This window comes from Trichocoleus desertorum AS-A10 (genome assembly GCF_039962155.1).
Classification (GTDB): Bacteria; Cyanobacteriota; Cyanobacteriia; order FACHB-46; family FACHB-46; genus Trichocoleus.
Window position 1 is genome coordinate 18,230 of the sequence record NZ_JAMPKN010000003.1, and the last position, 20,713, is coordinate 38,942.

Annotated in this window: 20 protein-coding genes and 1 tRNA gene; 10 read left to right on the top strand and 11 right to left on the bottom strand. The window is 50.0% G+C overall.

What is annotated here, in order from left to right; genetic code table 11:
• Positions 1-7 precede the first annotated feature (7 nt).
• From NDA01_RS06855 to NDA01_RS06865, 3 genes are read right to left on the bottom strand one after another with little or no spacing between them, the layout of a single operon-like run.
• Positions 8-406, bottom strand: coding sequence for a secondary thiamine-phosphate synthase enzyme YjbQ (locus tag NDA01_RS06855; protein WP_431193337.1), 399 nt, complete (start codon positions 404-406; stop codon positions 8-10).
• Positions 407-458: 52 nt separating this feature from the next.
• Complete coding sequence (locus NDA01_RS06860) at positions 459-1,538, bottom strand: glycosyl transferase (RefSeq protein ID WP_348227358.1); 1,080 nt, start codon at positions 1,536-1,538, stop codon at positions 459-461.
• Positions 1,539-1,553: 15 nt separating this feature from the next.
• Positions 1,554-2,765: an aminotransferase class V-fold PLP-dependent enzyme gene (locus NDA01_RS06865; RefSeq protein ID WP_348227359.1), complete on the bottom strand. Its 1,212-nt coding sequence runs from the start codon at positions 2,763-2,765 to the stop codon at positions 1,554-1,556.
• Between the two features lie 197 nt (positions 2,766-2,962).
• Here NDA01_RS06865 and NDA01_RS06870 point away from each other — a divergent pair, with 197 nt between their 5' ends.
• Positions 2,963-3,793, top strand: a complete 831-nt coding sequence (locus NDA01_RS06870; RefSeq protein ID WP_348227360.1) for a hypothetical protein — start codon at positions 2,963-2,965, stop codon at positions 3,791-3,793.
• A 190-nt stretch (positions 3,794-3,983) separates the two neighbouring features.
• The gene (locus NDA01_RS06875) at positions 3,984-5,459 is read left to right on the top strand and encodes a TM0106 family RecB-like putative nuclease (RefSeq protein ID WP_348227361.1); all 1,476 of its coding nucleotides are present in this window, start codon (positions 3,984-3,986) and stop codon (positions 5,457-5,459) included.
• Here the strand turns inward: NDA01_RS06875 and NDA01_RS06880 are convergent.
• Positions 5,445-5,960 (bottom strand): GNAT family N-acetyltransferase, encoded by a 516-nt coding sequence (locus NDA01_RS06880; protein ID WP_348227362.1) that lies wholly within the window; start codon positions 5,958-5,960, stop codon positions 5,445-5,447. The genes NDA01_RS06875 and NDA01_RS06880 overlap by 15 nt on opposite strands.
• An 82-nt stretch (positions 5,961-6,042) precedes the next feature.
• Here NDA01_RS06880 and NDA01_RS06885 point away from each other — a divergent pair.
• The 3 genes from NDA01_RS06885 (at position 6,043) to NDA01_RS06895 (ending at position 8,461) form a co-directional block, all read left to right on the top strand.
• Positions 6,043-6,116 (top strand) — tRNA-Asp (locus NDA01_RS06885).
• Positions 6,117-6,219: 103 nt separating this feature from the next.
• Entirely contained in the window at positions 6,220-7,665 is a 1,446-nt protein-coding gene (gene gltX, locus NDA01_RS06890) for a glutamate--tRNA ligase (RefSeq protein ID WP_348227363.1), read from the top strand.
• 292 nt (positions 7,666-7,957) lie between these two features.
• Positions 7,958-8,461, top strand: a complete 504-nt coding sequence (locus NDA01_RS06895; protein ID WP_190551661.1) for a hypothetical protein — start codon at positions 7,958-7,960, stop codon at positions 8,459-8,461.
• A 138-nt stretch (positions 8,462-8,599) separates the two neighbouring features.
• Here NDA01_RS06895 and fcmC read toward each other — a convergent pair whose 3' ends face one another.
• Both fcmC and fcmB read right to left on the bottom strand, forming a co-directional pair.
• On the bottom strand, positions 8,600-9,322 hold the full coding sequence (gene fcmC, locus NDA01_RS06900) for a filament morphology membrane protein FcmC (protein ID WP_348227364.1): 723 nt from the start codon (positions 9,320-9,322) through the stop codon (positions 8,600-8,602).
• 5 nt (positions 9,323-9,327) lie between these two features.
• On the bottom strand, positions 9,328-10,407 hold the full coding sequence (gene fcmB, locus NDA01_RS06905; RefSeq protein ID WP_348227365.1) for a filament morphology actin-like protein FcmB: 1,080 nt from the start codon (positions 10,405-10,407) through the stop codon (positions 9,328-9,330).
• 504 nt (positions 10,408-10,911) lie between these two features.
• Here fcmB and ftsH2 point away from each other — a divergent pair.
• Positions 10,912-12,798, top strand: coding sequence for an ATP-dependent zinc metalloprotease FtsH2 (gene ftsH2, locus NDA01_RS06910; RefSeq protein WP_190436490.1), 1,887 nt, complete (start codon positions 10,912-10,914; stop codon positions 12,796-12,798).
• An 81-nt stretch (positions 12,799-12,879) separates the two neighbouring features.
• Here ftsH2 and NDA01_RS06915 read toward each other — a convergent pair whose 3' ends face one another.
• From NDA01_RS06915 to NDA01_RS06930, 4 genes are all read right to left on the bottom strand, one after another.
• Positions 12,880-13,185 (bottom strand): DUF6464 family protein, encoded by a 306-nt coding sequence (locus NDA01_RS06915; RefSeq protein WP_348227366.1) that lies wholly within the window; start codon positions 13,183-13,185, stop codon positions 12,880-12,882.
• A gap of 134 nt (positions 13,186-13,319) precedes the next feature.
• Positions 13,320-14,204 carry a glycine betaine ABC transporter substrate-binding protein gene (locus NDA01_RS06920; protein WP_190551655.1) on the bottom strand — a complete coding sequence of 295 codons (885 nt, stop codon included), beginning with the start codon at positions 14,202-14,204 and terminating at the stop codon, positions 13,320-13,322.
• Entirely contained in the window at positions 14,201-14,842 is a 642-nt protein-coding gene (locus NDA01_RS06925; RefSeq protein ID WP_348227367.1) for an ABC transporter permease, read from the bottom strand. Before NDA01_RS06925 ends, NDA01_RS06920 begins: the two co-directional genes overlap by 4 nt.
• Positions 14,842-15,615: an ATP-binding cassette domain-containing protein gene (locus NDA01_RS06930; RefSeq protein WP_348227368.1), complete on the bottom strand. Its 774-nt coding sequence runs from the start codon at positions 15,613-15,615 to the stop codon at positions 14,842-14,844. The genes NDA01_RS06925 and NDA01_RS06930 overlap by 1 nt, the downstream gene beginning before the upstream one ends.
• A gap of 248 nt (positions 15,616-15,863) precedes the next feature.
• Between NDA01_RS06930 and NDA01_RS06935 the strand changes: the two genes are divergently transcribed.
• Positions 15,864-16,496: a DedA family protein gene (locus tag NDA01_RS06935; RefSeq protein ID WP_348227369.1), complete on the top strand. Its 633-nt coding sequence runs from the start codon at positions 15,864-15,866 to the stop codon at positions 16,494-16,496.
• 144 nt (positions 16,497-16,640) lie between these two features.
• On the opposite strand, the gene NDA01_RS06940 is transcribed toward NDA01_RS06935, so the two are convergent.
• Positions 16,641-17,843 carry an argininosuccinate synthase gene (locus NDA01_RS06940; protein ID WP_348227370.1) on the bottom strand — a complete coding sequence of 401 codons (1,203 nt, stop codon included), beginning with the start codon at positions 17,841-17,843 and terminating at the stop codon, positions 16,641-16,643.
• Between the two features lie 208 nt (positions 17,844-18,051).
• Here NDA01_RS06940 and NDA01_RS06945 point away from each other — a divergent pair, with 208 nt between their 5' ends.
• The 3 genes from NDA01_RS06945 (at position 18,052) to rpsB (ending at position 20,686) form a co-directional block, all read left to right on the top strand.
• Positions 18,052-19,017, top strand: coding sequence for a glycosyltransferase family 2 protein (locus NDA01_RS06945; RefSeq protein WP_348227371.1), 966 nt, complete (start codon positions 18,052-18,054; stop codon positions 19,015-19,017).
• A 121-nt stretch (positions 19,018-19,138) separates the two neighbouring features.
• Positions 19,139-19,744 carry a hypothetical protein gene (locus NDA01_RS06950; RefSeq protein WP_190563476.1) on the top strand — a complete coding sequence of 202 codons (606 nt, stop codon included), beginning with the start codon at positions 19,139-19,141 and terminating at the stop codon, positions 19,742-19,744.
• Positions 19,745-19,891: 147 nt separating this feature from the next.
• Positions 19,892-20,686 carry a 30S ribosomal protein S2 gene (rpsB, locus tag NDA01_RS06955; protein ID WP_348227372.1) on the top strand — a complete coding sequence of 265 codons (795 nt, stop codon included), beginning with the start codon at positions 19,892-19,894 and terminating at the stop codon, positions 20,684-20,686.
• Positions 20,687-20,713: the final 27 nt, after the last annotated feature.

The following is a 20,713-nucleotide window of genomic DNA, read 5'->3' on the forward strand; positions in this document are numbered from 1 at the left end:
GCGGGTTTCAATCTCCAGTGATATGTACCACTAGCTCGCGGGTGTGACTGCGTTGGCGATGCTCCCACACATAAATGCCTTGCCAGGTGCCTAGGACTAATCGACCCTGAGCGATCGGAATTTGCTCGGAGCTGTGAGTTAAGGCCGTTCGGATGTGAGCGGGCATATCGTCTGGGCCTTCAGCGCTATGAATGTAGCGTTGGCTATCTTCGGGGACAAGCTTGGCAAAAAAGTTTTCTAAATCGCGTAACACGTCTGGGTCAGCATTTTCCTGAATTAGCAAGCTCGCCGAAGTATGCCGCAGAAACAAAGTACAGAGTCCCGTCTCAATCCCTGACTCCGCCACGATCGCCTGAATCTTGGAGGTGATTGTAGCCAGCGACTTACCCGCAGTTGAGATGGTCACGAAACGTTGGTAATGGCGCATGAATTTTGAATAGCTGGTTAATTGAATAAATTTACTGGGCAAAGTGCTGAATCACCGCTTCAGCGATCGCCTGATTGCCATCGGTTCTGACCGCTTCAGACTGACGCGGGGGTTGAGGTGATTGGCGTAAAAACTCCCAGTTGCTGTGGAAAAATTCATCTGGTTGCAGAATTTGATGCTGAGCATGATCCTGGATGCCTGCTAGCAACACGGGCGATTCAGCAAAGTCATCGCGAGTAATGGTGATAATCGGCAAGTTCTGACGGCAGGCTTCGGCAAAGGTGCTGTATCCCGGTTTGGAGACTAAACGGCCACACAGCGGCATAAAGTCAACCGGACGGTATTGGTGATCAGTGACTTGGCGTATGTTCGGTAAATCTGGAGCTTGGCGATCGAAGGTGATGAATTGCCAATCAGGGAAGCGCTGCAAATTCTGATAGGGAATTTGATCTAGACCCAAACCGCCGAAGGTGAGTAAGACGGTTCGCTCTGGCAGGGCAGTGAGATTAAACGTGGCGCGGAGCTGATCTAAATCAAAGCGAGGCGAGCCTCCGGTTAAACCCACATCTGTGATTTGGGGAAAGGCGCTCATCGATTCGTGGAAAGGTAGGCGAAACAGGCGATCGCACTGTTGGAAACAACCCCGAATCCAATCGGCAATTTCTACAAACTCACCGCCCCAAGCTTGATAGATAAAGTCCCAACCAAAGTTGCTCATCATCCAGCAAGGTACGCCTGCGGCTTTGGCAATTTTGGCAGCTAGAGGTGGAATATCTGCCAACACCAGCCCCACACGATTTTGCTGAATAAAGTTCACTTCTGAGGCAATCAGCGATCGCTCTTGGGCCCGGATATGCCGCAGTTTTTCCAGCGTGGCGGCTTTGTCCATCGTGATGCTGTCGCTTTGGATAATCCCGACATCTAAGCCACGGGGACGGTGAATAAAATCGCCAGTCACATACGACTCCAGTAACCAACGTGGTGCCGTTGTCACCATTGCCACCAAAATCTCTGGGCAGAGGCGTTGAATTTCTGCCACTACCGAAGCAGCACGAGTGGCATGACCAAAACCGTGATTGGTGATTGCCACATATAAAACGGGTCGCGACATGCCTAAGCTCTCCTCCTACCCCACCGTTTGACAAAACTGCTGCACGCCTTCCACCAAGCGATCGATCTCCGATTCTAAAGTCAGGTAATGCACACAAGCACGGACACAATCAGGATTCAAAATGGTACGAACCATTAAACCTTGGCTCTCTAAAAACTGGGCCAGTTGGCGGTGCGATCGCCCAGAAGCTTGATCTACCTGAAACGAAACCAAACCTGCCTCCGGTGGTGCAGTCCGCAAGCAATGCACAGAAGATAATTCCTTCAGTTGCTGCCACAGATAAGCACTCAGAGTTTGAATCCGCTGATAACGAGCTTCCACTGAACCCCATTCGCTCTGAGTCGCGATCGCCACTCTCAACGCAGGATACAAGGCATAGTCGGAAGTGGCTACCTCAAACCGTTTGCCGCCTCGTTCCCACCCTGCGGGTTGGCCATTGACATCCGTGGTGATGCCTCGCCAGCCAATAAAGGTTGGTTGCAAGGTTTCTAACGCTTCTGGGCGAATGTATAGCCCACCGACTCCTGCGGGGCCACACCACCACTTATGACCTGTAAACGCATAAAAATCTACCGCTAGCGCTGCCAAATCGAGCGGTAAAACTCCTACCGACTGTGCTGCATCCACTAAAACCCGTACCGGATGTTGCTGAGTTGGGTAGGCGTGGCAAGCCGCCACAATTTCTCCTAGGGGAAGCAACTGGCCCGTGTTCCACAGAATATGGCTGAGAACAACCAGGCGAGTATTAGCTGTTAAATGTTGCGCGATCGCCGCCACGGGATCACCTTCATTCAGCGTTGCCATCAGCGGACAAACATCTACCGCTACGCCAAACCGACGTTGAATTTCTTGAACCACAGCGATGATGCTTTGATGCTCACAGTCAGTCATCAAAATGCGATCGCCAGGTTGCCAATTGATACCCCAGAGTGCAATATTGCAGCCCGTCGAGACGCTATCCGTCAAGGTGATGGTTTCAGCCGTTACGCCCAACTCTGCGGCGATCGTTTGGCGAGTTTGCTGAGATTCCTGATTAATCCAGACATTGCTGCTATTAGAAAATGGGCCAGCTTGTTGCATATGCAAGTGCGCTTGCTGCATTGCTGCTAAAGCCGCTTGGGGCATTGGGCCTTGACCACCGTAGTTGAAATAAGCTTTATTCGCTAAGGCAGGAAACTGGTGGCGATGACGCTCTAGAAGGTGATGAACCGGAAGCTTGCTGGTCATTAGCGGCTCAAGTCAGTGGGCAAGCCTTAGCATTTTAGCAATTTAAGTTATCACGACATGCTCGTAACCTTAGAATGTTCAATGATTTAGCAATTTGCCTAGAGAAATCAATCCTGGGATACATCCCCAATTAGATAGATTCTTATAAATTATTTAAGGAAAAATATTTGATGTTCGTGTGAGGAACTAGAGTCCCTATGGCAAACTGGCAACTACGTAGCTCCCTGTTGAAATCTGCTCTGATTGTTGGACTAGCGACTGTAATGGGTGCTAGTGGCAGCATCGGCATGGCTCTGATCGGGGAGCAGAGCGCGATCGCTCAAGAACAAGCTCCCGCCGAGGAGACTCCTGCTGAGGAAACCCCAGCTGAAGAGATTCCTGCTGAAGAGGCTCCCGCCGAAGAAGCTCCCGCCGAAGAGACCCCTGCTGAGGAAACCCCAACTGAAGAGGCTCCTGCTGAGGAAGCTCCCGTTGAAGAGACCCCTGCCGAGGAAACCCCTGCCGAGGAAACCCCCGCTCCTGCCGAGCAAGCTTCTGACCAACGAGTCCTTCCCATCGTGCTTGTCTCTACTGCTGGAGAAACGGCTAGCACCACAGTTATTCCTGGCTACCAGCCTCGCTTTAGCAAGATTTTAGGCAGTGGTGCCCTACTTGTGAACGACGAAGATCAAGTCACAGGCTACTACTTCGCGACCACAGGTTTAGAGCCTAGCCAGACTCTGCCTTATCACTTTCATGGCGCTCTGACTGGTGCTAACCCCACCAGTTGCGAAGGCGACAAAGCTCTATTAGATTCCGAAGTTGGTGGCGGCGTCATTACAGATTTGGCCGCGATCGCACCACTGCAATCTAGCGCTGGTGGCTTTGGTCGGGTTGGTTCACCCTTCAATCCTGTTCAGCTATCTGCCCCGGTTGCTTTGGCAGACATCGGCTACCTAAACATCCACTCGACCCAAGGCACTCCTGTTGGCCCTGGCATCGTTTGTGCCAACGTACGTCTAGATCCCGCTGGCTTCGTGCGTAAGTAAGCGTTTTGGTAGGGCCAAAGTTTGGAATGATTTGAGCGGTATGGACTACTCAAATCATTCTCATATACAACCACCAGAGGCCTTTTGCCGTTGCTGATCCTGAGATGAATCTGGGTTCTTCGACAAAGTAGGCTGATTTAGCAGTCTCTAAATACCACAACTAAGCAAATTTCCTGCTAGCGTTGAAGGCATGTTCCTGACTACTGAACTCCTACTACAGTATCAACGCTGTAGTCGAAGAGCCTTCCTAGATATCTATGGGGATCTCACTCAACGAGATCCTCCGAGCGATTACTTGCTCAAGTTAATCCAGGACAGCGCGGCTCATCGACGAACTGTGTTGACAGAGTATGCTTGGCAGCAACCCACCTGGCCGCCGAGAGATTGGATTGCCGGGGGCCAAGCCACCCTGGAAATGATGCGGCAGGGAGTAGAGTGCATTTACCAAGGGGTTCTCCTAAGGGAGACACCAGAAGGAGTGACCTTGGTGAGTCAGCCCGATCTCCTGATCAAGCAACCTGGTCAGTCTTACTTTGGCGATTGGATTTACGTCCCAACTGAAATTAGGTTAGGCAAGCGCCCCAAGCTGGAATACCAAATTCTGGCTACGTTTCATACCTATGTTTTGGCTGCGGTGCAAGGCGCTTGGCCTGAGACAAGTTGGCTGATTCTGCGAGAAAAAGGAGCTTACGAAGTCGATTTGTGGACTTTGTTGCCCCAGATGCAAACGATTTTGCAAGAGTGTTTGCAAACTCTGCTTGCCCCAGAAGCCCCCGAAGTTTTCATTGCTCGCAACCGCTGTAACCTGTGTGGTTGGCTGAACTACTGTTCGGGAGTAGCACAAGCGCAACGGCATCTATCGCTGCTGCCTGGAGTCACTGCTAGCCGCTACACTCAGTTGCAAGCCCTTGATCTAGTTACAGTCGAATCTTTAGCCAGTTCTACACCAACCAGGCTGGAGACTTTACCTGGCTTTGGTCCAGAAGTAGCTCAAAGGCTAGTTTGGCAAGCGCAAGCTGTGTTAGAGAACCGAGCGATCGCCTACCCAGACAAGTCACCTTCCAGCAAGCCTTTAAACTTGTCCCAAGAACTGCCGACTGCCCCAGTCGAACTTTATTTTGACATTGAAGCCGAACCAGACCTGAATGTGGCTTTTCTACACGGGGTATTGGTTGTTGATCGCCGAACTCAGCAAGAAACATTCCATCCCTTGTTGGCGGAGCGGCCAGAAGACGAGGTTTTGGTTTGGCAGCAGTTTTTGGAGTTAGTCAACGACTATCCAGATGCTCCGATTTTTCATTTCTGCCCCTATGAGCCTCAAACCGTAGCGCGCTTGGCGAAGCTGTACGACACACCATCTCCTTGGGTGCGACCACTGCTCAACCGCTTTGTCGATTTGCATGAGCGGGTGACTCGTACGGTAATTTTGCCCGTCGAAAGCTATGCCCTCAAACCGATCGCTCGTTGGGTGGGGTTTGACTGGCGCGATGCCAAAGCGAATGGAGCCCAGGCAATCTGCTGGTATAGCCAGTGGCTAGAAACGGGAGATCGCGCTTACCTAGATGCGATCGTGCAGTACAACGAAGATGATTGTCGAGCCACTTACCAGATCAAAGAGTGGCTGGTAGGTTTCTTGCAGGAATCACTTTGCTCAGAGTTGGTCTAGGGGTTCTGCGCCAGAAATTTTGCGTCCCAGAATCACTAAATCTCGCTCTACGCCATCGAGACTAGCGACTTGCGGGAGATAGCCCCACTGCTGGAAGCCAAATTTCTCAAACAACCGCAAACTCGGTTGGTTATGAGCAAAGATGAAGCCGAGCAAGTTTTTTAAGCCTAGCTGGGGGCTGTGCTGAATGGCTTGCTGCAAAAGAATTTGCCCAATTCCTCGACGCTGATAAGGTGCAGCTACGTAAACACTCACTTCGGCAGTGGCTTGGTAGGCGGGTCTGCCATAAAAAGATTGAAAGCTGAGCCAACCCACCACAGTTTGCTCCTGCTCCATTACCCATAAAGGTCGAGATTGATAGTTGCGATCGCGTAACCAAGCCAAACGGCTCTCTACGGTGACAGGTTGAGTATCCGCTGTGACCCTGCGGCTAGGAATGGTGGCATTGTAAATTTCTACGATCGCGGGTAGGTCAGCCTCCACCGCATCCCGAATTGGCATCTAAAAAACCCCTCAAGAAAAATTTGAGAAAACGTTTGACAAACCCGTGAAACATCAGCATAATAGAAATCGCGACTTGCAAGGGACTGTAGTTCAATTGGTTAGAGCACCGCCCTGTCACGGCGGAAGTTGCGGGTTCGAGCCCCGTCAGTCCCGTAAAATAAAATGTGAAGCATGAGGGATGAAGGATGAATTAAAATCTTCTTCATCCCTCATCCTTTTTCATCCCGCCTAATTGCATCCTTTCTAACTTTGACCTATGACTGTTCGAGTCCGTCTTGCCCCCAGTCCCACAGGGAACTTGCATATTGGTACTGCCAGAACTGCGGTTTTTAACTGGCTGTTTGCCCGCCATCAGGGTGGTCAATTCATCTTGCGGATTGAGGACACTGACATAGAGCGATCGCGTCCGGAATACACCCAAAACATCCTGGAAGGTTTGACCTGGCTAGGCATGACCTGGGATGAAGGGCCGTTCTACCAAACTCAACGGATGGACTTGTATCGGCAGGCAATTCAATCTCTGCTCGACAAAGGCTTAGCTTACCGCAGCTACGAAACGCCGGAAGAGTTGGATGCCATGCGGGAAGCCCAGAAGGCGAGAAGCGAGGCTCCTCGGTACGACAACCGTCACCGTAACCTGACACCTGAGCAAGAAGCAGCTTTTATTGCTGAGGGTCGTCAGCCAGTCATTCGGTTCAAAATCGAGGATGGCCGAGAAATTAGCTGGAATGACTTAGTCCGGGGCAAAGTCACTTGGAAAGGGCGAGATCTGGGCGGCGATATGGTGATTGCGCGGGCCGCTGCCGCTGATGAAATTGGACCACCCCTCTACAACTTTGTCGTGGTTGTCGATGATATTGACATGAAAATCTCCCATGTGATTCGGGGAGAAGACCATATTGGCAACACGCCCAAACAAATTCTGCTCTACGAAGCCTTAGGTGCTACAGCGCCAGAGTTCGGTCACACGCCACTGATTCTAAACTCATCGGGAGCCAAGCTCTCTAAGCGGGATGGCGTCACTTCCATTTCCGATTTTAAGCAGATGGGCTACGTGCCAGAAGCCTTAGCCAACTACATGACCTTGCTCGGTTGGTCTGCACCAGACGCCACTCAAGAGTTGTTTACCCTACCTGAAGCAGCTGAGCTGTTTAGCTTCGATCGCGTCAATAAAGCAGGAGCCAAGTTTGACTGGGATAAGCTGAATTGGATCAACAGCCAATACTTGCATGCAATGCCTGTCGATCGCCTGACAGATTTGTTAATTCCCTTTTGGCAAGCCGCTGGGTACCAGTTTGACCCCACAGGCGATCGCGCTTGGCTAGAGGAGCTCACGAGTTTACTAGCAGCGAGCTTGGTACTTCTAAAAGATGCAGTCGAGATGAGCCAGTTGTTCTTCAACCCGATTGCTTTCACTGATGAAGCCAAGACACAACTCCAGCAAGCAGGCTCGGCTGCTACTCTGCAAGCGGTGGCTGCGGCTTTACCAAGCGACCACAGTCTGACTGCCGAGCAAGCGCAAGACATCATCAAGCAGGTGGTGAAAGAGCAGAACGTCAAGAAAGGCCTAGTGATGCGATCGCTACGTGCCGGATTGACTGGAGATTTACAGGGGCCTGATTTACTTCAGTCTTGGCTGCTTCTGCATCAGAAGGGACAAGATTTACCCCGTCTGCAACAAGCTTTGACGGTGGCTCAGTAAATCTTCGCATCAGCTTTGTAGCAAATTAACTCAATCAAAACGAAAGATACTAGTTACTGAGGGAGATAGGGTGGTAAAACTATCTCAAGCAAAGGGTAGGGAACTCCGTTAGGAACCCTACCGTCTTTTTTACAAGAGTAGTTCTCACCAATCATTTACGGAGTGGGATCGGGCGCAAGCGGGCTCATTACACTCCGAATAACAAAAATGTAGGTTTAGAGCAATGGTGATCTGTTAGCGGCATGATTGCTATTTGCTACATTCCGTCAGTAAGCAGTTAAGGGCAACCAGAATGCGCAACAGTGGGCTAGGCAGAGGAGTAGGATTGCCAATCGCGATCGCGATCGTAGCTGGAGGTTTGATCACGACCCCGGCACAAGCGCAGTCAGCCCAATCTCCCTTACTTTCGATCTTTGAAAACGTTAAACTCGGTCCCAAGTTTTCCCCAGACCCAACTAGAATTCAGGGTATTAGTGGGGGGTCAGTGGCGGCTACAAGTATTGCAAAACGCAATGATACGATAACAGGGCCGTGCAGCGGTTATATGGATACTAAGCCAGACCACACCCTCTCGCTGACAGGCTTTTTCGATTACCTCAGCTTGGAAGTCGAAAGCCCTGAAGATACTACCTTGGTGATTCAAGGGCCAGGTGGCACCTGGTGTAATGATGACCATCAAGGCAAAAACCCTGGTATTGCAGGTCAATGGCTTGCTGGAACCTATAAAATCTGGATCGGTTCCTACAAACCTGCTAGCTACCATCCTTACCGCATCAAGCTCTCAGAAGTTCGTTAATGGTTGTCCGTCCATCATCTCAGCCTATCCATTAATGAGTTTAATGAGTTCAGTTTGAGTGGGGAGTTGCTAAGGTGCCAATTCAGTGACTCCACACTCAAGGGCTGAGGCCTTTGCTAGAGGGCCAATCTAAATGACTTAGAAATCTTCTAGAAGAGAGCTGAGGCGGCTCAAAATTGGATCAGATTCGGGAGATAAAGCCGCTGTTTTTGAGACTGGCTCCTTGATAACAAAGATAGGTTCAAGGGCAATGGGGTCAGTAGGAATGCAAGTCTGAGGTGATAATGGTGACGAAACTTCAACCATGCTAGGTGGAGGAGTCGGCACGGAAGAGGGTAAGGTTGATGGAGCCTGGCTAAGCTGAGATTGTAGGTCTGAAAACTGCTGAGCAATGTGAGTCTCGATCGCTTCAACTTGAGTCGTCAAGTGAATGAGCTGACTAGTTAGTTGATTGAGATACTCCGTTGTCGGATTATTCGTGGGTTGTTTCCAGCTAGAAAACCCGCGATCGCTCTTCGTTCCCAATTCCTCTAACTGCTGAATAACTTGCCTGAGCTGAGCTTCAAGCTGATCAAATTGTTGGGATTGGCTAGCAACTAACTTTGCCTCTAGTTGGGCTACTTGTTGCTGGATTGGTGTTAAGGCTGCTTCAAAGTCAATAGCATGACTAACATCGTGATTGACAGACTGAGTGGGCTCAGTGGCTAATAAGGTTTGCTGGAGCGCTTGCTTACAGAGATCACTGAAACTGTCGTACTGCTCTTCGCTCAATGCTGCTTCGATCGCCGCCAGCAAAGTTTGGTCAGCAGCTTCCGGAGTAAATGTAATAGATTTATTCGTCTTTTTCGGGGGAGTGGGCATGGCAGTCAGACCTTGGTGAGTTGAGGATTAACAGTTGCCAACTGGGCGCGACCATAGAGGTATTGGCCTAAGGCATTCGCTTTGCGCGACGGTTGGGCGAGGTGAATACGCAACTGCGCCTCCTCTAGCAAGGGTTGAAAATCTGGCCAGAAAAATTCGCCGCCCCCACCACTGACGATCACATCTGTAACTCGTTCTGGTAGCCAAGCGATTAAACGGTTCGACAACTCACGGGCAAAACTCTTCCGCAAGCTGGGCAGAATAGCATCCAAATCCGTTGGGCGAGTGGCACCACGCGGACGATAAAACCGTTGTCCTTGAGGTCGATTCACCGCTTCGATTAACGAGAGCGACTGACTATCTGCGCCTTGAATTTGACTTGCCACTTGGTCGTAAAACTGGTTCATGGCAAAGGGTTCGCTCTTGGAGGCTCCGCGCGCAAACCGAAAGCGATCGACCATGAGAAAGTCGGTAGTTTGGTGGCCAATATCCACGATCGCGACTGACAAATTTGGTAAGTCGGGACTATGAGCATCTTTGTCTTGGGCTTCACACCAAATCAGGCTGCCATAGCCTTCTGGCATCACCCACACCTGCTGAATGTTGACCGCGATCGCTTCTCCTCGGTAAGCCAAAACATGAGGCGATCGCAGCAAACTGATTAATTGTTCTTTTTCGCGATCGAACTGCTCTTGAGAGTGGTAGGGCAATCCCAAAACCACAGCTAAATCCCCGCTGAGATTGAAATGCCCTATGCAAGCCAACACCTTCACCAAGGCATCTTCAACCTTGGATTGTCCTACGCCTAAGTTGGCTCCAAAGTCGGCTGCTAATTGCCCGATCGCGTAGCCTCGACCTTGGTGCTCCAACCAAATATCTAATAGCGCATCGGTAGAACGGGACTCAAACCCACCCCGTCGCACTTGATCAACGGTTAAGTGAGCGACATTAGCAGCAATCAGTACTACATCATCGGGATAGCGGCTCACGCAAGCTTTAGTAGAAGTTCGACCTAAGTCAATACTCAAAACTGCAGCATTGCTGGAATGGCCATTGAGTGAATTAGAGGGTTGTCTGGCAGTCATCGAATTATTCACCTCTCGCTTAAATTCATAACTGTGCATGCCCTGTCTTGACCACGAAGCACTGATTCAAGCCCCCAGGAGGGATGGTTGAATAGCCAAAACTCGGTAAAGTCTTGGCATAGGTACTAAGAAATGGATACTGAAAAAAGCCTGAGTCTGGCTGAGCCTAGACCTGGTAAACCTAGCTTTGTAAATCCAGATCTGGCGATCGCTTTCTTTAGGCCCTATTTCTATAGTACAAAAGTACTATATAGCATGGTTTATGAGGAGACAAACCCCTTTGCTTGCCCCAATCCTGATAATTAAGTTAAATTTGATTAAGAAGTTGTTTTAACCGTTCTTAAGCAAGCTCCGACAAACCTGAGCTTGTATAGATATGAAGCTAAGGGAAATTAATTTAGCTGCCCTTGATTCAAAAACTCTATTCTGCGAGTGGGATGGCTCACTCACGCCGAATCTAACTGTTGTGCTCCGTGTTGCTCCGTATATAGAGGCCACTAACTTATGAAATTGTCTTGGAAAACAGTGCTGCTGTGGGCACTGCCCGCTGTGGTCATCGGTTTCTTCTTTTGGCAAGGCGCTTTTGCTCCAACTCCAGTAGATATGAGCAAAAACGCGGCAAGTACCCGCATGACCTACGGGCGCTTTTTGGAATATCTAGACGCAAGTCGAGTCACAAGTGTTGACCTTTATGAAGGAGGACGGACAGCAATTGTAGAAGCGGTTGATCCAGAATTAGATAATCGGGTGCAGCGGCTCAGAGTAGATTTGCCTGGTAATGCTCCTGAACTGATTTCCCGCCTCAGAACCGAAAAAATCAGCTTTGATGTGCATCCACCTCGTAATGATGGTGCCATCTGGGGCCTATTGGGGAACCTAGTCTTCCCAATCTTGCTGATTGCGGGACTCTTCTTCTTGTTCCGTCGCTCTAATAATGTGCCAGGTGGCCCTGGTCAAGCTATGAACTTTGGCAAGTCTCGCGCTCGGTTCCAGATGGAAGCGAAAACGGGTGTCATGTTTGAGGATGTGGCAGGCGTAGAAGAAGCCAAAGAAGAGTTGCAAGAAGTTGTAACCTTCCTGAAAAAGCCAGAACGCTTTACTGCCGTTGGAGCCCGCATTCCTAAAGGGGTGTTGCTAGTGGGTCCTCCAGGAACGGGTAAAACCTTGTTGGCTAAGGCGATCGCGGGGGAAGCTGGTGTGCCCTTCTTCAGCATCTCTGGTTCTGAGTTCGTTGAGATGTTTGTTGGTGTGGGTGCTTCTCGCGTCCGTGACCTCTTTAAAAAGGCCAAAGAAAACGCGCCTTGCATCATCTTTATCGATGAGATTGACGCAGTCGGTCGGCAACGGGGCGCAGGCATCGGCGGTGGCAACGATGAGCGGGAACAAACCCTCAACCAGTTGCTCACCGAAATGGATGGCTTCGAAGGCAACACTGGCATCATCATCATTGCCGCAACTAACCGCCCTGATGTCCTAGACTCAGCTTTGCTGCGTCCCGGTCGTTTCGATCGCCAAGTCACGGTAGATGCTCCCGACATCAAAGGCCGTGTAGAAATTTTGCAAGTCCACGCTCGCAACAAGAAGCTATCTGACGAAGTTTCGATCGATTTGGTGGCTCGTCGGACTCCTGGCTTCACCGGGGCAGACTTGGCGAACTTACTGAACGAGGCTGCTATCCTAACCGCACGTCGCCGTAAAGAAGCGATCACCATGCTAGAAATCGACGATGCAGTCGATCGCGTGGTAGCTGGAATGGAAGGCACTCCTCTGGTCGATAGCAAGAGCAAGCGCTTGATTGCTTATCACGAGATTGGCCATGCGGTGATTGGTACCTTGGTCAAAGCTCATGACCCCGTCCAAAAAGTCACTTTGATTCCTCGCGGACAAGCTCAGGGCTTAACCTGGTTTACTCCCAGCGAAGAGCAAGGCTTGATTTCTAAAGCGCAACTGATGGCTCGGATCATGGGAGCTTTAGGCGGTCGTGCGGCTGAGGAAGTGATCTTCGGCGATGCTGAGGTGACTACTGGGGCGGGTAATGACCTGCAACAAGTCAGCAGCATGGCGCGGCAGATGGTGACCCGGTTCGGCATGTCTGACTTAGGCCCCTTGTGCTTAGAGAGCCAGTCAGGCGAAGTGTTCTTGGGCCGAGATTTGATGACTCGTTCGGAGTTCTCCGATGAGATTTCGTCTCGGATTGATGCTCAAGTGCGCTCAATTGTGGAGCACTGCTACGATGAATCTCGTCGCATCATCCGCGAGAACCGTACCGTAATCGATCGCCTGGTGGATCTCTTAATTGAAAAAGAAACCATCGACGGCGACGAGTTCCGCCAAATTGTGGCTGAGTACACGGTAGTACCCGAGAAAGAGCAGTACGTGCCTCAGCTCTAATCTCTAAAACTCAGAAACTCTAAGAAAGGGGATGGTGAAAACTATCCCCTTTCTTGCGTTTACGGCATGACTAGAAGCGTCCTAGCTAAACTCAATTGACTCGTAATACCGACAGTCCTGACACGGCCCTAGAGGATTCACCGCACAACGCAAATGCGCCGATCGCGCATTAAACCGACAGGTAATATCGCCTGTAAGCAACCCCATGCCTTCGACATAGCGCTGGTCGCTAGAAGCTCGACGGAGATTTTGTAAACTCCGACGTTCCGCCGCTACCATTGCCGCCCTTAATCGGTTCTGGGCTCTAGTTTCCGCACGCTGCAACAGCCATAGCGATAATAGGGGAGGCAATAAGCCTAGTGTGATCACTAAAATGATTTCGATCATGGCAGCCCCCTTGCTACAAACATGATGCGATCGCCAAACATTCTTGGGCCGAAAGGCCAGCCTGGTTGACGTTGCTCTACTTAATCACAATCCTAATGAATTCATCTAGGAAGTGTCTAGCTAGCCAAAAATCCCTACAAGTTTTGAGCTTTGCGGAATTCTTCTACCACTTGCTTTACATCGCGGCGTTTGCCGTCTACTTCGTAGTTGAGTCGTCGCATCTCGGTTTCAGAGATTTTACCAGCCAGCCCCTGGAAGACAGAGCGCAGTTCAGGGTGTTTTTGTAGGGTTTCTTGACGCACAATAGGGGCAGCCTCGTAAGGCGGAAAATATTGCTTATCGTCTTGTAGCACCACTAAACCTAGCGAGTCGATCAGGCCATCCGTGGAGTTTCCAGCGACGAGATCGACTTGCTTGTCGGTAAGTGCCCGATACAGCAAGCCTAGGTCCATCACTTTGGGCTGCTCAGCAAATTTGAGATTGTAAGTTTTCGCTAACCCAGGAAAACCATCGGCGCGTTCTAAAAACTCGTAGCCAAACCCTGCTTGCCACTGTGGAGTATATTTGGCGACTTGGGAAAGAGTTTGGAGATTATTCTTACGAGCATCATCGCCCCGAATCACGATCGCGAAGGTGTTGTTGAAGCCTAGCGGTTCTGTCCATTCCAACTGGAACTGCTGAGCATAAGTTTGTTTCACCTGCTGGTAGACCGCCTTGGGATCGCTAATAGCAGTCTGCTTGAGAATTGCTGTGTAAGCGGTGCCTGTGTATTCCGGATAGACGTCTAGCTCGCCAGCTACGATGCCTTGATGGCAGACAAATGTGCCCCCCAGATTCAAACGGCGATCGACTTCGAGATTGGTTTTCGCTTCAATTTCTTGAGCCAGCAACTCCCCTAAAATCACTTGCTCGGTGAAGTTTTTGGAGCCGACCACGATACGCTGATTGCTAGAGTTGCAGCCTGCGATCGCCAAACTCAAAACGCTTGCGATTAAACCCAAGACAACTGTTCTTCTCATCGGGAACCCTTTAGTGTTAGCCGCCGCTCCAGCCAGCCGAAACCAAAATCTGCCAACAACGCCATCACCGCCGCTGGGATTGCGCCAGCCAGAATGAGTTGATTATCCACTACTGCCACGCCGCGAAAGATAAACACCCCTAATCCACCTGCACCGACTGCCGCTGCGATCGTCGCTAAACCCACGCCAATCACCGTCGCCACTCGTACCCCCGCCAGAATGAAGCCCAGGGCCAACGGCAGTTCTACTTGCCACAACAACTGCCAGTCGGTCATGCCCATGCCCACTCCTGCCTCTCGAATCGCCGGATCAACGCTGACAATTCCGGTGTAAGTGCTGCGAATAATAGGGAGTAGGGAGTAGAGAATTAATGCCAAAATCGCCGTCTGTACGCCAATTCCGCCTAAAAATGGCACTGGAATCAAAAAGCCGAACAGCGCCAAACTGGGAATCGTTTGTACAACATTGGCGAATCCTAAAATCGGCTTACCGAGGTGAGGCTTGCGAGTAATCAGAACTCCTAAAGGAATGCCAAACATAATCGCGATCGCCAGGGCAATTCCCACCATCTGCATATGCTCTAGAGTGTGTTGAGCAATCTCACCCGCATAACGGCTCCAAAACTCACCCAGGTTCATTAATTGGCTTCCCGGTCTGACGTGGTATTAAACGGCTGTAAGCACTGGGTAAAGGCTTGCACTTCTGGAAGGGACGATCGCAAAAATTCTTCTCGTGTCCCCCAGAAGCTCAATTGCCCCTCTTGCATTAAGCCAATTCTAGAAGCGAGCAGAAAGGCTTCTTGCACATCATGAGTCACAAATACCACGGTTTTGCCGAGTTGCTGTTGCAGTTGGCGAAACTCTCGCTGAATTTCTAACCGCGTAATCGGATCCAGCGCTCCAAACGGTTCATCCATCAACAATAATGGTGGGTCAGCCGCTAAAGCTCTCGCCACTCCCACTCGTTGCCGTTGACCACCCGAAAGTTCATGAGGATAACGGTGGGCAAAATGCTTGGCGTCTAGGCCCACAAGTTCTAAAAGTTCCTTGACACGGGCAGAGATGCGATCGCGCTCCCATCCTTCCAGAGCAGGTACCACCCCCACATTCCGAGCCACTGTGAAATGCGGAAACAACCCCACTTCCTGAATCACATAACCAACCCGTCGTCGCAGTTGAATCGGATTCCAATGGCTGGTAGGTTTGCCTTCTACCCAAACTTCGCCACTCGTTGGCAATAGCAACCGATTGATCAACTTGAGAGTGGTAGTTTTGCCGCAACCACTCCGCCCCAGCAAAACTAAGATTTCACCTCGATGCACTTCAAAATTTAGTTGAGTAATCAAAGCACGCTGCTTAAGGCGATAGGTAACATCCCAAAACTTAACGGCAACCTGACTCACCTCTGACATCCATCACCTATTCCGCAACCAATTGCTTCTTTCAATCCTAGTTGGATCAGACCTAAACTGCTCAGCGATCGCCCTCAAATCGAGAATGCGATTGACTTACTCTTGAAAGTTTGGCCTACAAAGGCGTAAATCCTCTGAGAAGCAAGTTTTGTCCCAGTAGCGTCTGGCACTACCAAGGGTTTATTGACACTTTCAGATAGGCGAGTCAAGATCTTAAGAAAGGCAAATCTTTGTAAAGGCTGTGTTGCATGTCTTTCGAGTTTTTATCGCTAGAGACTATCCAGGAATTAGCTCGTCAATATGGCTACTGGGCAGTATTTGTAGGTATTCTGCTAGAAAATCTCGGCTTGCCAATTCCCGGTGAAACTGCGACACTTGCTGGCGGTTTCTTGGCGGGTAGCGGTGAACTGAATTACTGGATTGTCCTCGGTAGTGCAGTTCTCGGTGCTTCGCTGGGCGGGACTTGCGGCTATTGGATTGGTAGATGGGGCGGATGGCCACTGCTCGTTGGCCTCGGTCGCATCTTCCGCTTTCGAGAAGAGCAACTGCTAGAAGTCAAAAATCAATTTAGTGAAAACGCCGGAAAGACGGTGTTTTTTGGCCGTTTCATTGCTCTGCTCCGAGTTTTTGCTAGCCCGCTCGCTGGAATTGCCCAGATGCCGTTTCTCAAATTCATGTTTTATAACTTTTTTGGGGCAACGGTTTGGGCTTCTGTAATGGTGACCCTGGCCTTCTTCGCAGGTCGAATCGTGCCCTTAGAACAGCTAGTTGTTTGGGCCGCTCAATTTGCTGGAGTCGCTTTGTTCCTAGCGATCGCCTGGATTGCAGTTCCTATCTGGTTAGAAACTCGTAAAGCTAAGCAATTAGAACGTCCAGATTAATTCTGAAGCTGGATCAAACTAAATCAGCTTTGGATACCTGTTGGTAAATAGGCAAATTTAGCAGATGGAGCAGTTTTGCATTGCTCCATCTGTTTTTTGATTGTCTTAGAGCTTTTGACTAAATCCAAAGCTAAATGGAAAAGGTTAAAGGCGGTTTTGTTGTGACCAAACCCGCGTGGGTAGGCCCCAAACATAGATAAACCCTTCCGCTGCTTTGTGGTCGAACTTGTCTTCTGCGCCGTAGGTTGCCAAGTCTGGGCTGTAGAGGGAGTTGGCAGATTGCCGCCCCACAATATTAGCATTGCCTTTAAATAGCTTGACTCGTACAGTGCCAGAAACGCGCTCTTGGGTCTGTTGCACAAAAGCGTCTAAAGCTCCCTTGAGGGGGCTATACCAGAGGCCGTTGTAGACGAGTTGGCTGTAGGTTTCCTCAATGCCCCGCTTATAGTGGGTGACATCAGCCGTTAGCGTTAGGCTCTCTAAATCTCGGTGAGCTTGAATCAGCACTAAGAGAGCGGGTGCTTCATAAATTTCACGCGACTTAATGCCAACTAAACGGTTCTCCAGCATATCGATCCGCCCGACGCCGTGATTGCCAGCGAGTTCGTTGAGTCGGGTAATCAGCGCTACAGAATCTAAAGCTTCTCCATTCAGGTGGGTCGGCAAACCCTTCTCAAAGCCAATTTCTACGTATTCTGGTTCGTTGGGTGTCTCTGCGATCGCCTTGGTCAAAGCGTAGATTTCTTCTAGAGGCTCAGTCCAAGGGTCTTCTAGGGGGCCTGCTTCAATACTGCGGCCCAAGAGGTTCCGATCGATGCTGTAAGGTGAAGACTTCTTGACTGGAGCAGGAATGCCAAATTTTTCCCCGTAGGCGATCGTTTCTTCCCGGCTCATGCCCCATTCTCTAGCGGGCGCTAAGACTTTGAGATTGGGGTTTAAGGCGGCGATCGAGACATCAAATCGCACTTGGTCATTGCCTTTGCCTGTGCAACCGTGTGCGACCGCATCGGCACCATATTTTTCAGCTGCTTCCACCAATAGCTTGGCAATCAGGGGCCGAGCCAAAGCGGTAGAAAGGGGATAGCGATTCTCGTAGAGTGCATTAGCTTGAATCGCAGGAAAAGCATACGCTTTGATAAAACCTGCCGTTGCATCGATTACCAAGGACTCGCTAGCGCCTGAGTCGAGTGCTTTTTTGCGGATGGGTTCTAGTTCATCCCCTTGGCCCAAGTCGGCTGCTAAGGTAATAACTTCTTCAACCCCCCACTCAGTTTTGAGATAAGGAATGCAGACGGAAGTATCAACTCCGCCGGAGTATGCCAGCACAACTTTCTTGGCGCGACCCATTGATTTTCTCGATTTGGTAGAACAACTGAGTCCCTATTATGCAACCAATATTCATAAATTCTTGTCAGAATCTCTACAGATACATCATTGATGCTTGATTTTGTTGAGTCACTCAAATGCCATAAGCTTTAAGGCTAGCTAGGTAGCCAAGGCATAGCTGAAGATTGGCTGAAGATATTGAGAGTAAGGTTCCCTTGCAGGAGAAGCTGTGTTTTTTAGTGTTGTCATCCCGACCTACAATCGCCAACCGATTTTAGAAAAGTGTTTGAGGGCTTTAGAGCGCCAACACCTAGCAACAGATACCGAGGTGACTGGTTATGAGGTTGTGCTAGTTGATGATGGCTCTACGGATGGCACAGTCGATTGGATACGCACAAGTGCAGCAGAGTTTCCTCATGTCCGGTTGTTTTGCCAAGATCACCAAGGTCCATCTGCGGCTCGGAATTTGGGGGTGCAGCAAGCGATTGGGGATACGATTATTTTTATTGACAGTGACTTGGTTGTTACCGAACAGTTTTTGCAAGCTCATGCGGATGGTCTAAAGCAAGGCCAGCGATCGCTCCCCGCCCCAGCGACCCCCAATGAGCCGCCCCGCCTCTTCACCTACGGTCGAGTGATTAATACCTGCAATTTTGAGCAACCCACCAGTGAGCCCTACAAAGTCACAGATTTCTCAGCCGCCTATTTTGCTACAGGTAATGTCGCGATCGCTCGTTACTGGCTAGAAAAAGCAGGCTTATTTGATACTCAATTCCAACTGTACGGCTGGGAAGATCTGGAGCTAGGCGTGCGGCTAAAGCAATTAGGTCTCAAGCTGATTAAATGCCCCGATGCGGTTGGTTACCATTGGCACCCACCTTTTGCATTAGCAGAAATTCCGCAACTAATTGATAAAGAAATTCAACGCGGACGCATGGGAGTTTTGTTCTATCAAAAGCATCCCACCTGGGAAGTGCGGATGATGATTCAAATGACTTGGCTGCATCGCGTGCTCTGGGGCTTACTCTCTCTAGGCGGCTCCTTAAATGAACGAACCTTAGCTCCTTTGTTGCAATGGTTGATTGAGCAAGGCAAGCCCCAACTAGCCCTAGAGATCGCTCGTATCTTTCTCAATTGGTACAACGTTCAAGGTGTATATGCCGCTTATGCTGAAATGCAGCAGGCCGCTTCGTAATATATCAGTGACCTCCTTCTTTGGGATGCTTGAGTAGATATACACATTTGCAGTACTTTAGCTTTGGTAAAACTGCTCTACTCTATCTGACCTGTCTTTACAAATTACACCTAGGACACCTATGTTGCGACTCAAGAATTTAGTGGTTTTCACGGCGATCGCAGTTGCTTTGGCAGCTTGTGGCCCCAGCACCGACACTACAACAACTTCTGATACTACGACCACGACTGCTCCTACTACGACCGCTCCTGCGGCAGGTCAAGCTTCGCCCGCAACAGCGACTTCAACCATCAGTGTCACTGACCTAGGCGTGCAGAACATTAGTGAAGTGAAGTTCTATTCACTGCCTGCCGGTACTGAATCTACTAATGGTTATTTTGATGCTGTCAACAATAAGGTGACGCCAGAGCATACCTTACCTAAAACAGATATTTTGACCCTCAACGGCTGGGCAATTCTTCCGACTACTAGCAAGTCAGCGAATCAGGTGATCGTGACGCAGGGTGATCAGAATGCTGTCATCGCGATCGCTCCTGCTGGTGTAGAAAGAACCGATGTCGCCAAAGTCACAAACAACCCTAACTACACAAACTCAGGCTGGACTGTAACGCTCGACCCAGCAACCCTGCCAGCAGACAGAGCTGTTCTCAAAGCTTGGGCTTACAACTCTGATACCAAAGAAGCCTTTCAACTGAGTCGAGTGCACACTGTCACTTTCAATCAATAACTCCGACTCAAAGGAAGACTCTGATTGTGTTACGCTAGAAAAGTTGTCTAAATTCGCACATCCAGGATTTCGGGTGTTTCTGAAGAGCCATGAAGCTCAGAAATACACCTGGATGGAGGATTAACCCGAATCAGGAGTTCAAAAAATATGCCAGTCGTCTCTTTGGCTCAAATGATGGAGGCAGGCGTTCACTTCGGGCATCAAACCCGTCGCTGGAACCCCAAAATGTCTCCTTATATCTACACCTCTCGTAACGGTGTTCATATCATCGACTTGGTGCAAACTGCCCAGTTGATGGAAGAAGCCTACAGCTACATGCGAACTGCGGCTGAACAGGGCAAAAAGTTCCTGTTTATTGGCACCAAGCGGCAAGCAGCTGGGATTGTGGCTCAAGAAGCGGCGCGTTGTGGAGCTTATTACGTCAACCAGCGTTGGTTAGGCGGCATGCTCACCAACTGGACCACCATTAAAACTCGCGTCGACCGCCTTAAAGAGCTAGAGCGTCGCGAAGAAACTGGGGCCCTAGACCTACTGCCTAAGAAGGAAGCTTCTGTCCTCCGCCGAGAACTAGAAAAGCTCCAGAAGTACCTAGGTGGCATTAAAGCCATGCGCAAAGTTCCTGATGTCGTCATCATCGTGGACCAACGCCGGGAGTACAACGCGGTTCAAGAGTGCCTCAAGTTGGGCATTCCCATCGTTTCGCTCTTAGATACTAATTGCGATCCTGACTTCGTAGATATCCCTATTCCAGCTAATGATGATGCCATTCGGTCCATTAAGCTAATAGTAGGTAAGCTAGCGGATGCGATCTATGAAGGTCGTCACGGCCAGCTAGAGGCTGAGGAAGACTACGAAGACTACGAAGGTGCGGAGGATGACTTCGACTACGAAGACAACGATACTTCGTTCCTGCCAGAGGAAGAAGCTGAAGCTGAAGCATAGCTATCCTAGAGTTTTCGCGTTCAAGGT